5 protein-coding genes, 1 tRNA gene and 1 rRNA gene are annotated in these 11,656 nt (G+C 69.6%); 2 read left to right on the top strand and 5 right to left on the bottom strand.

Annotation, left to right across the window (positions count from 1 at the left end; all coding sequences use genetic code 11):
* Positions 1-12: 12 nt before the first annotated feature.
* Both AB0C96_RS17390 and AB0C96_RS17385 read right to left on the bottom strand, forming a co-directional pair.
* Positions 13-672 (bottom strand): response regulator, encoded by a 660-nt coding sequence (locus AB0C96_RS17390; protein ID WP_362918280.1) that lies wholly within the window; start codon positions 670-672, stop codon positions 13-15.
* A gap of 256 nt (positions 673-928) precedes the next feature.
* Positions 929-6,436 (bottom strand): HAMP domain-containing protein, encoded by a 5,508-nt coding sequence (locus tag AB0C96_RS17385; RefSeq protein WP_362918279.1) that lies wholly within the window; start codon positions 6,434-6,436, stop codon positions 929-931.
* 301 nt (positions 6,437-6,737) lie between these two features.
* Between AB0C96_RS17385 and AB0C96_RS17380 the strand changes: the two genes are divergently transcribed.
* Both AB0C96_RS17380 and AB0C96_RS17375 read left to right on the top strand, forming a co-directional pair.
* Complete coding sequence (locus tag AB0C96_RS17380; protein ID WP_362918482.1) at positions 6,738-9,371, top strand: SpoIIE family protein phosphatase; 2,634 nt, start codon at positions 6,738-6,740, stop codon at positions 9,369-9,371.
* A 154-nt stretch (positions 9,372-9,525) separates the two neighbouring features.
* A complete protein-coding gene (locus AB0C96_RS17375; protein ID WP_362918277.1) occupies positions 9,526-10,572 on the top strand; it encodes a YncE family protein in 1,047 nt (348 codons plus the stop codon).
* A 63-nt stretch (positions 10,573-10,635) separates the two neighbouring features.
* Here AB0C96_RS17375 and AB0C96_RS17370 read toward each other — a convergent pair.
* The 3 genes from AB0C96_RS17370 to rrf all read right to left on the bottom strand — a co-directional run.
* Positions 10,636-10,708, bottom strand: a tRNA-Thr gene (locus AB0C96_RS17370).
* 61 nt (positions 10,709-10,769) lie between these two features.
* Positions 10,770-11,447: a DegT/DnrJ/EryC1/StrS family aminotransferase gene (locus AB0C96_RS17365; protein ID WP_362918275.1), complete on the bottom strand. Its 678-nt coding sequence runs from the start codon at positions 11,445-11,447 to the stop codon at positions 10,770-10,772.
* Between the two features lie 114 nt (positions 11,448-11,561).
* Positions 11,562-11,656: ribosomal RNA gene (rrf, locus tag AB0C96_RS17360) — 5S ribosomal RNA — on the bottom strand; the annotation flags it as partial.

The following is an 11,656-nucleotide window of genomic DNA, read 5'->3' as shown; positions in this document are numbered from 1 at the left end:
GCCGCACCGCGGTCAGCCCGCGGCGCGTCCCGCCCCCGGCTCCAGGGCGTCCAGGGCCCGGCGCAGACCGGTCAGTTTGCGCTCCAGATGCGCGGCGGTGGCCACCGCCGCGGCGTCCGCCGTCTCGTCCAGCTGTTTGGAGAGCGCCTCGGCCTGCTCCTCGACCGCGGCCAGCCGGGCGGAGAGCTCGGCGAGCAGCCCCGCGGACTCCTTGGCCTCGTCGGCGCTCGGCCGGCCGCCCTCCAGTTGCAGCCTCAGCAGGGAGGCCTGCTCGCGCAGTTGGCAGTTCTTCATGTACAGCTCGACGAAGACCGACACCTTCGCCCGCAGCACCCACGGGTCGAACGGCTTGGAGATGTAGTCCACCGCGCCGGCCGCATAGCCGCGGAAGGTGTGGTGCGGGCCGTGGTTGATGGCCGTGAGGAAGATGATCGGGATGTCACGGGTGCGTTCACGCCGCTTGATGTGCGCGGCGGTCTCGAAACCGTCCATGCCCGGCATCTGCACATCGAGCAGAATCACCGCGAAATCGTCCGTGAGCAGTGCTTTGAGCGCTTCCTCCCCGGACGATGCCCGCACCAGTGTCTGATCGAGCGCGGAGAGGATTGCCTCCAGCGCCAGCAGATTCTCCGGCCGGTCATCGACCAGGAGGATCTTGGCCTTCTGCACCATGGCCCGTCCTCCTCGCCCCGGCATGGAACCGGACGCCGCCCCAGGGGACGACTCCGTCATGCCGCCCGTCCTTGTGCCGGTCATGGTAGCTGCACCCCGCCTGTCGCCACACCCTGTCACCGCGATGTCACTGTGCACGTAGCAGAAACGCAGACAGAGACGAGAAGGTTCCCCGGATCCGGGGCTTCCACACGTCCGCGGCCACACTCAGTCAGCACGCGATGATCCTCTTTCGACTCCCATACTGGACGCCCCGTCACTCCGCACGCATCCATTGGTCCATGACCGACAACAGATGATCGGTATCCACCGGCTTGGTCACGTAGTCGGAGGCGCCGGAGTCGATGCTCTTCTCCCGGTCGCCCTTCATCGCCTTCGCGGTCAGCGCGATGATCGGCAGCCCGGCGAACTGCGGCATCCGACGGATCGCGGCCGTGGTCGCGTACCCGTCCATCTCCGGCATCATGATGTCCATCAGCACCAGGACGATGTCGTCGTGCTGTTCCAGGACCTCGATGCCCTCCCGGCCGTTCTCCGCGTACAGCACCGAGAGGCCGTTCTGCTCCAGGACGCTGGTGAGCGCGAAGACGTTGCGGATGTCGTCGTCGACGATCAGCACCTTCTCGCCGTGGAAGCCACCGTCGAAGCCCGGATCCACCAGGTCCTGTCCGTTGCCCATCCAGTGCTCCTCCACGGGCTGCTGGGCAGCCGGCTGCGGCGGCGCCTGGGGCGCCGGCTGGAGCGGCGCGGACGGCTGCTGGCCGGGCAGCGCCAGGCGGCGCTGAGAGCCCGAGACCGCGCGGCGACGGCGCCGACTCAGGCTGCCCCCGCTCGTCTCGCGGCCCTGCGGCGGCTCGCTCTCCTGCCACCCGTCCTCGGTCTCGCGCGCCTCCGCGTCCATCGCCAGTCCGCCGGCCACCAGCTGCGGATAGCCCTGCGGCGGCAGCCCGCCCGGGTTGTGCGGCAGGTACAGCGTGAACGTGGAGCCGCGGTTGGGCTCGCTCTGGGCATGGATCTCACCACCCAGCAGCCGGGCGATCTCCCGGCTGATGGACAGGCCCAGGCCGGTACCGCCGTACTTGCGGCTGGTGGTGCCGTCGGCCTGCTTGAATGCCTCGAAGATGACCCGCATCTTGCTGGACGCGATGCCGATGCCGGTGTCGGTCACCGAGAAGGCGATCATCTCGGCGTCCGGGTCACGCAGCGAGCCGTGCTCCAGCAACTGCTCGCGGATCGCCACCGGCACGTCCGCGCCGGCCGGCCGGATGACCAGTTCGACGGCGCCGGTGTCGGTGAACTTCACCGCGTTGGACAGCAGGTTGCGCAGCACCTGTAGCAGCCGCTGCTCGTCGGTGTGCAAGGTGGCGGGCAGCTCCGGGGAGACCCGTACGGAGAAGTCCAGTCCCTTCTCCGCGGTCAGCGGCCGGAACGTGGCCTCCACGTAGTCGACGAGCTGGACCAGCGCGATCCGCGTCGGGCTGACGTCCATCTTGCCGGCCTCGACCTTCGACAGGTCGAGGATGTCGTTGATCAGCTGCAACAGGTCGCTGCCGGCACCGTGGATCGTCTCGGCGAACTCGACCTGCTTCGGGGAGAGGTTCCCCTCCGCGTTGTCGGCCAGCAACTTGGCCAGAATCAGCAGGGAGTTCAGCGGCGTACGCAGCTCGTGCGACATGTTCGCCAGGAACTCCGACTTGTAGCGCATGGAGACCGCGAGCTGCTCGGCACGCTCCTCCAGGACCTGCCGCGCCTCCTCGATCTCGGTGTTCTTCACCTCGATGTCGCGGTTCTGCGCCCGCAGCTGCTCGGCCTTCTCCTCCAGCTCCGTGTTGGACAGCTCCAGCGCCCGCTGCCGGCTCTCCAACTCGGCCGACCGCTCCCGCAGTTGCTCGGTCAGCTCCTGCGACTGCTCGAGCAGCACCTCGGTCTTGGTGTTGACCGAGATGGTGTTGACGCTGGTCGCGATCATCTCGGCGATCTGGCTGAGGAAGTCCTTCTGGATCTGGGTGAACGGCTGGAAGGACGCCAGCTCGATCACGCCGAGCACCTTGTCCTCGAAGAGCACCGGCAGCACGATGACGTTCGCCGGCGGAGCCTCGCCCAGCCCGGACGCGATCTTGAGGTAGCCGGAGGGGACGTTCTCCACGAGGATCGTGCGGCCCTCCTCCGCGGCCGTGCCGATCAGCGTCTCACCCGGCTTGAAGGTCGTCGGCATCCCGCCCATGGAGTAGCCGTACGAGCCCATCAGCCGCAGCTCGTAGGCGCCCGGCTCGCCGCCGTCCGCGCCGATCTCCTTGCTGTCCGGCTGCGCCGCGAGGAAGAACGCGCCGTGCTGGGCCGAGACCGCGGGCGACAGCTCGCTCATGATGAGCGTGGCGACGTCCTTGAGGTCGCGCCGGCCCTGCATCAGACCGGAGATCCGGGCCAAGTTGCCCTTGAGCCAGTCCTGTTCCTCGTTGGCGAGGGTGGTCTCCCGGAGCGTGGAGATCATCGTGTTGACGTTGTCCTGGAGTTCCAGGATCTCGCCGGCCGCGTCCACATCGATCCGCACGTTGTGGTCGCCGAGGGTCACCGCCGCGGCGACCGCGGCGATGGCGCGCACCTGACGGGTCAGGTTGCCGGCCATCTCGTTCACCGACTCGGTCAGGTCCCGCCAGGTGCCGGCCACGCCCCGCACCTGCGCCTGACCGCCCAGCTGGCCTTCCGTACCCACCTCACGGGCCACCCGGGTGACCTCTTCGGCGAAGGACGACAGCTGGTCGACCATGGTGTTGATGGTGGTCTTCAGCGCCAGGATCTCCCCGCGCGCATCGATGTCGATCTTCTTCGTCAGATCGCCCTTGGCGATGGCGGTGGTGACCATCGCGATGTTGCGGACCTGGCCGGTGAGGTTGTTGGCCATCGAGTTCACGGACTCGGTGAGGTCCTTCCACGTACCGGCGACGCCGGGGACGCGGGCCTGACCGCCCAGAATGCCGTCGGTGCCCACCTCGCGGGCCACGCGCGTGACCTCGTCGGCGAACGACGACAGCGTCGTGACCATCGTGTTGACCGTGTCGGCGAGCTGCGCGACCTCGCCGCGCGCCTCGACCGTCACCTTCTTGGTGAGGTCGCCGTTGGCAACTGCCGCCGAGACCTGGGAGATGTTCCGCACCTGGATGGTCAGGTTGTTGGCCATCAGGTTGACGTTGTCGCTGAGGTCCTTCCAGATGCCGGTGACGCCCGGAACCCTTGCCTGGCCGCCCAGTTGACCCTCGGTGCCCACCTCACGGGCGACCCGCGTCACCTGCTCGGCGAACAGCGAGAGCTGGTCGACCATGGTGTTCACGGTCGTGACGAGTTCGAGGATCTCGCCCTTGGCGTCGACGGTGATCTTCTTGGAGAGGTCACCGCGGGCGACCGCCGTCGTCACCTCGCCGATGTTCCGCACCTGCGACGTCAGGTTGTTCGCCATGAAGTTGACGGACTGGGTGAGGTCCTTCCACGTACCGCTGACGCCCTGCACCTCGGCCTGGCCGCCCAGGATGCCCTCGGTACCTACCTCGCGGGCGACCCGGGTGACCTGCTCCGCGAACGACGAGAGCTGGTCGACCATCGTGTTCAGGGTGTTCTTCAGCTCCAGGATCTCGCCCCGGGCGTCCACGTCGATCTTCTGCGACAGGTCGCCGCGCGCCACCGCCGTGGCGACCTGCGCGATGTTGCGGACCTGGGCCGTCAGGTTGCCGGCCATGCCGTTCACCGAGTCGGTGAGGTCCCGCCAGACGCCCGCGACGCCGGGCACCTGGGCCTGACCGCCCAGCCGGCCGTCCGTACCGACCTCGCGGGCGACCCGGGTGACCTGCTCGGCGAACGCCGAGAGCTGGTCGACCATCGTGTTGATGGTGTTCTTCAGCTCCAGGATCTCGCCGCGCGCGTCCACGTCGATCTTCTGCGACAGGTCGCCGCGCGCGACCGCCGTCGTCACCTGGGCGATCTGCCGCACCTGCGAGGTCAGGTTCCCCGCCATGAAGTTGACGGAGTCGGTCAGTTCCTTCCACGTACCGCTGACGCCGTCCACCCGGGCCTGACCGCCCAGCCGGCCCTCGGTGCCCACGTCCCTGGCCATCCGCGTGACCTGGTCGGCGAACGAGGACAGCTGGTCCACCATGGTGTTCACGGTGTTCTTCAGCTGGAGCATCTCGCCGGAGACGTCGACGGTGACCTTCTGCGACAGGTCGCCGTTCGCGACCGCGGTGGTCACCTGCGCGATGTTGCGCACCTGGCCAGTGAGGTTGCGGAACGCGGTGTTGACGGAGTCCGTGAGGTCCTTCCACGTCCCCGCGGCCCCGGGCACCGCCGCCTGTCCGCCCAGCTCACCCTCGACGCCGATCTCCCGCGCCACCCGCGTCACTTCGGCACCGAACGCGGAGAGCTGGTCCACCATCGTGTTGACGGTGTTCTTCAACTCCAGCATCTCGCCGGCCACATCGACGGTGACCTTCTGCGACAGGTCACCATTGGCGACCGCGGTGGTCACCTGCGCGATGTCCCGCACCTGACCGGTCAGGTTGCGGAAGGCGTTGTTGACGGAGTCCGTGAGGTCCTTCCACGTACCTGCCGCGCCCGGCACCTGTGCCTGGCCACCGAGCTGCCCCTCGGCCCCGACCTCGTTGGCCACCCGCGTCACCTCGTCCGCGAAGGTGCGCAGCGTCTCGGTCATGGTGTTGATGGTGTCGGCGAGCTGGGCGACCTCGCCGCGCGCGCTGACCGTGACCTTCTGCGACAGGTCGCCGTTCGCGACCGCCGTGGTGACCTGGGCGATCCCGCGCACCTGAGCGGTGAGGTTGCCGGCCATCAGGTTGACGGAATCCGTCAGGTCCTTCCACACGCCGGCCACGCCGGGGACCTGTGCCTGGCCACCGAGCTCGCCCTCGGTACCGACCTCACGGGCGACCCGGGTCACCTCGGAGGCGAAGGAGGAGAGCTGGTCGACCATCGTGTTGACGGTGTTCTTCAGCTCCAGCATCTCGCCGGCGACGTGCACCGTCACCTTGCGCGACAGATCGCCCTTGGCGACCGCCGTGGTGACGAGGGCGATGTCACGCACCTGTGCCGTCAGCCGGGAGGCCATGGTGTTGACGGACTCCGTCAGGTCCTTCCACGAACCGGACATCCCGCGCACTCGCGCCTGACCGCCGAGCTTGCCCTCGGTACCGACCTCGCTGGCCACCCGGGTCACCTCGTCGGTGAACGCGGAGAGCTGGTCGACCAGCCCGTTGACCGTCCGGCCGACCTTGAGGAACTCACCGCGCAGCGGATGCTCCGACGAGCTGTCCGAACTGCGCGACCGCAGGTCCATCCGCTGTTCCAGGTCGCCCTCGGACACCGCCGACAGCACCCGTCCCACCTCGGACACCGGCCGTACGAGGTCGTCGACCAGGGCGTTCGAGGCGTCGATCGCCGCGGCCCAGGAGCCTTCGGCGGCACCGACCTCCAGACGCTCCGTGAGTTTTCCCTCACGCCCGACGACCCGGCGCACCCGCGCCAGCTCGCCGGTCAGGTGCAGATTGCGATCGGCGACCTCGTTGAAGACCGCCGCGATCTCCGACATGACGCCGTCGCCGGATACCGTGAGGCGCTTGCGAAAGTTCCCGTCCCGCATGGCGACCAGAGCGACCAACAGCCGATTGAGCGCAGCCGCATCCACCTCGATCGTCCCATTGTTCCGGGATCGTCCGCCTTTCGCGCGCGTACTTGCGCCCCGCGCCGCTGCGCCAGACTCCACCGTGTCCCTCCCGCAGGGTCGACCGTTCTACCCGGGCTTTCTCTTGATACTTGCCCAGTGTTTCACCATGGCCCAACCAGGCCATAACAGTTCGGCAGCATCGCACACCGTCCCACGGCACGATTGGGGCGGAAACACACGTGACCGGCATCCTCGGGCGCGGCGAAGGTAAGTAACCTGGCATACGGCTGTCCGCCCGCCCGGCCATGCGCTCGGGCGGGTGGTTGCGAGCACGACAGGTATTCGGAGGGGCGCCGCGACCATGGGGGAGCAGATCACCGACACACGATCGAGGAGAACAGTGATCACCGCGCGGGCCGCCGCAACATTCGAGCCGGTGGGGCGCTCGGTCGCCACCGCCCGTGCGTTCGTCCGCGACACCCTCCAGGGCTGGGGCTGCGCAGACATCGTCGACGACGCCGTCGTCCTGACCAGTGAGCTGGTCACCAACGCCGTGGTCCACGCCGGCACCGCCGCCGACGTACTGTGCCTGCGCAGCGACGGCGGGGTACGGATCTCCGTCGCCGACCGTTACCCCGAACGTGAGATTCCGCTCCAACACGCCGGCCAGGCGATGGCCCATCCGGACCGTGAGGGCGGCCGCGGACTCCTGCTCTGCGGCGCGCTGGCCACCCGCTGGGGCGTCGAGTACACCGCAGCGCAGAAACACGTCTGGTTCCAGCTCGACCTCCCCGAGCGCCCCGCCGGCACCCGCTCCGCCGGCCCCGCCCTCCCCGTCGACGCCCTCCCGGTCACCGACACCCGCGTCCGCGTCTCGGTGATCCAGATCGACCGCGGCGGCTGCATCAGCTTCTGGAACGACGACTCCCAGGACCTCTTCGGCTACGACCCCGAGCAGGTCAACGGCAAGCCGCTCACCGACTTCGCCGCCTGGCCGCACACCCCCGGCACCGGCACCGGCATCGCCGAGGCGCTCCAGCTCTCCCGCTGGGAGGGCTCCTACGGCATAAGGGGAGCCGACGGCCGGGTCGTCCCCGTGTACGCCTCCCACCTGCGCGTCCGCGACGCCGACGGCGAAGCCTCCACGGTCTGCCTCCTGGTGCGCGACCACGAGCGCGCGATCCTCCAGAGCCCCCAGCGCACCCCCGCACCGGACGCCGCCGCACAGGCTGCTCGGTCAACGGTTCACCCCTCCGACCCGTTCGAGGTCTTCATCGGCTCCCCGGCCCCCGACGACCTCGACGGCCTGCTCCAGCGCACCGTCGAACGCGCCCGCGACATGCTCGACGGCGACGCCGCCTACCTGCTGCTGGCCACCGACGACGAGACCGAGCTGGAGGTCCGCGCCTCCACCGGCCTGCCCTCCGCCCGCCAGCGCTTCGCCCGCGTCCCGGTCGAGGCCGGATCGGGCCGCTACGGCTCCGCCCGGATGCCCGCAGTCCACGAGGACCTCACGGCCGTCCCGGGCGCCGTCCCGCTGCTCGGCGGAACGGGCATGCGCTCGGTCGTCACCGTCCCGCTGAAGGTCGAGGGACGCCTCACCGGCTCCCTCGGCGTCGCCGCGGAGGGCCCCGGCCGCTACACCAACGAGGAGGCGCTGCGCCTCCAGTTCGCCGCGGACCGGATCGCGCTCGCTGTCGAACGCGCCCGCCTGACCGAACTGGAGAAGCTCCGCCGCGGCTCCCTCTCCTTCCTCGTCGAGGCCTCCGACCTGCTGGCCGGCACCCTCGACCGCGACCAGACGCTGGCCCTGATGGCGCAGATGACCGTCCCCACGCTCGCGACGTGGTGCGCCGTCTACACCGTCGCCGACCAGACCTCCGAGCCCGAACTCTCCTACGTCCTGCACGAGGACGAGGACCGCATCGACGGCCTCAAGACCCTCCTGATGAAGGTCGACCCGCCCGAGCCGGTGCCCACCCCCGGCGCCCGCGTCTGGACCGCCCCCGCCGACGCCGCCCACGACGCCGCCCTGCGCACGTCCATGCGCAGCCTGGGCCTGGGCAACGCCGCCCGGCCGTCCACCGGTCCCGGAGCCACCCTCGCCACCGCCTCGGCCGTCGGCGGCGAGACCGTCGTCCTCCCGCTCGTCGCCCGCAACCGCGTCATCGGCATGCTCACCCTCGGCAAACCCACCGAGGAGCACTTCCGCCAGGAGATCCTCGAACTCGCCGAGGACCTCTCCCGACGCGCCGCCCTCGCCCTGGACAACGCCCGCCTCTACTCCGAGCGCACGGCCATCAGCCAGTCCCTCCAGCGCAGCCTGCTGCCCCCGGAGCCGCTGCCGGACATCGCCGGTGTCGAGGTCGAGGTCATCTACCGCGCGGCCGGCGAGGGCAACGAAGTCGGCGGCGACTTCTACGACCTCTTCCCGATCCGCGACGGCGCCTACGGCTTCGCCATCGGGGACGTCTGCGGCACCGGCCCGGAAGCCGCAGCCGTCACCGGCCTCGCCCGGCACGCCCTCCGCCTGCTCGCCCGCGAGGGCTTCGGCGGCCCCGCCGTCCTCGAACGGCTCAACGCCGCCATCCTCGACGAGGGCGCCCGCAGCCGCTTCCTGACGCTCCTCTACGGCGAACTGTGGCCGCAGGACGACGGCAGCTCGATCCTCAAGGTCGTCTGCGCCGGCCACCCCCTGCCACTCCGGCTCCGCCAGGACGGCACAGTCGAACCGGCCGCCGAACCCCAGCCGCTCCTCGGCGTCATGGACGACCTGGAACTCTACGAACAGACCGTCACCCTCGACCCCGGCGACGTCCTGCTCTGCGTCACCGACGGCGTCACCGAACGCCGCGAGGGCACCCGCATGCTCGGCGACGACGGCCTCACCGACGTCCTGACGACGTGCACGGGCCTGACGGCCGGCGCCGTCGCCGCCCGCGTGCTGCGCGCCGTGGAACGCTTCGCCGCGGAACCGGCCTCGGACGACATGGCCATCCTCGCCATGCGCGTCCCCGAGCCCCAGCTCGGCTGACCACCCGGGGGCAGCGGCCGCACCGGACCCTGTGGGCCGCCTCACAGCTCGTCGGCCGCTCCCCCGCCACCATCAGCACCCTTGCGTTCGGCGCACGGCACCCCTGCCCACCTTGCATTGGAGTCCTCGCCAACGGCCGCACAGGATGCGGAGCATGACTTCCACCACCACGGGCACGCCCGGCGACCTGCTCGCCGTCGTCAGCCAGACCGGCCCCACCGTCACCTTCTTCGACGCCGCCACCCACGAGCGCCTCGACGTTCTCCGCGTCCCGCCGCAGCCCCACGAACTGTGCTACGACCCGGACCACCGGCTGCTGTACTGCGCCAGCACCTACCGCTCCGGCTACTACCGAGCCAACACCGGCCGCTCCCACGAGATCACCGTCATCGACGTCGACACCCGCAGCATCGTCACCACGCTCGACACCAGCCCCGACCACGCTCCGCACGGCCTGGCCCTCGACCGTGAACGCGGCCGCCTGTACGTCAGTGTCGAGGCCACCGACACCGAGCCCGGCGGCGTCCTCATCATCGACACCCGCACCCACGCCCGACTCGGCCGCATCCCCACCATGGCTCCCGGGCCCCACTGGTTAGCCCTCACCCCCGACGGACGACACGGCTACACCACCAACAAGGAGGCCGCGTTCATCTCCGTCCTCGACCTCGGCCGAGCCGTCTGCACCGACCGCATCCCGGTCCCCGGCAGCGAGGGCCTCACCGTCTCCCCCGACGGCCGCCACCTCTATGTCGCGGCCCCCAAGGTCGACTTCGGTACGCCGTCCACCGCACCCCCGGGCGTCCGCGTCATCGACACCGCCACCCACGAGACCGTCCGCACCCTCCCCACCGAGGGCCTCACCATGCCCGTCCACGCCACCGCCACCGGCATGCTCCTCGCCGGCGAGCTGCGCCCGGACACCGCCGTTCACGGGACGCTCGGCGCCCAGCTCCCGGGCGTCCTCACGGTCTTCGCGCCCGAGACCCTCACCCCGATCGGCCAGGTGCAGGTCGGCGAGTTCCCGCTCACCATCACCTCGTCACCCGACGCCCGATTCGCCTATGTCTCCGGGAACCTCTCCAGCACCGTGACCGTGGTCGACCTCATCACCCTGCGCCCCGTCACCACACTGGAAGTCGACCGCACCGATATCTCCGGCGCCCACGGACTGGCCTACATCACCGCCCCGCAGAACTGACGGAACACCACATCCACATACGACGAAGGCCCTCGCCATATGGCGAGGGCCTTCGCTCTCCGGAGCCCCAATACGGAATCGAACCGTAGACCTTCTCCTTACCATGGAGACGCTCTGCCGACTGAGCTATTGGGGCGCAGCAACAGAAAGAATATTACCCCAACTCCCCGCCGATCACGAACCGGCACCGCCCTCGGTCAAAAAGCCGGCTGCAGCAATCCACCCAGCGCATTGCACGCACTGACCATCTTCTGCAACTCCCGCCGCGACATTCCGGCATGCACCGGCAGCGCCAGCGTCTCGTCCACCGCCCGCTCGGTCTCCGGCAGAAACACGTCCCGCCGCAGCCCCGGCATCCGGTAGGTCGGCGCCAGCACCGGCACCTTGCACGCAACTCCCTTGGCCCGCAAAGCCCGCGCGAACGCGTCCCGGTCCGGCCGCCCGTTCCCCGGCACCCGCACCACATACTGCTCGTACGTGTGCCCCGCCGCCGGCTGCGGCGTCCAGACCCCGGTGAGCCTGCCGTCCAGGTACGCCGCATGCGCCCGCCGCAGCTCCGCCCCCACCAGATCCGCCCCGGGCTCGTCCTCCACCAGTACCAGGAGCCCATGCCGCTGCCCCACGTCCCGGATCCAACCGGCATCCGCACGCCGCCCGAAACGGTGCACCGCGACGACCGCAGCGGTCTGACTCGTCACCACGTCCGAGACGGCGGCCGGGTCCAGGCAGTAGCTGTCACCCTCCACATCGGCGAACACCGGCACCGCGCCCAACTCCACCACGGCCCGCGCCACTTCGGCACTGCCATACGCCGGCACCACGACCTCATCACCGGCACGCACACCGGCCGACTTGAGCGTTCCCACTGTCGCCATGAAGCGGATCCTGGTCAGATGAGGTGAACGTCGCGTTACACCCACCACCCGAAAATCAGAACAAAAAAGCTCCGGTCTCTGAACCAGAGGTTCAGAGACCGGAGCTGAAGATTAGTTCGGCGGCGTCCTACTCTCCCACAGGGTCCCCCCTGCAGTACCATCGGCGCTGAAAGGCTTAGCTTCCGGGTTCGGAATGTAACCGGGCGTTT

This window comes from Streptomyces sp. NPDC048506 (assembly GCF_040651315.1).
GTDB lineage: Bacteria > Actinomycetota > Actinomycetes > Streptomycetales > Streptomycetaceae > Streptomyces.
This window is presented reverse-complemented; position numbering and strand designations above follow the sequence as displayed.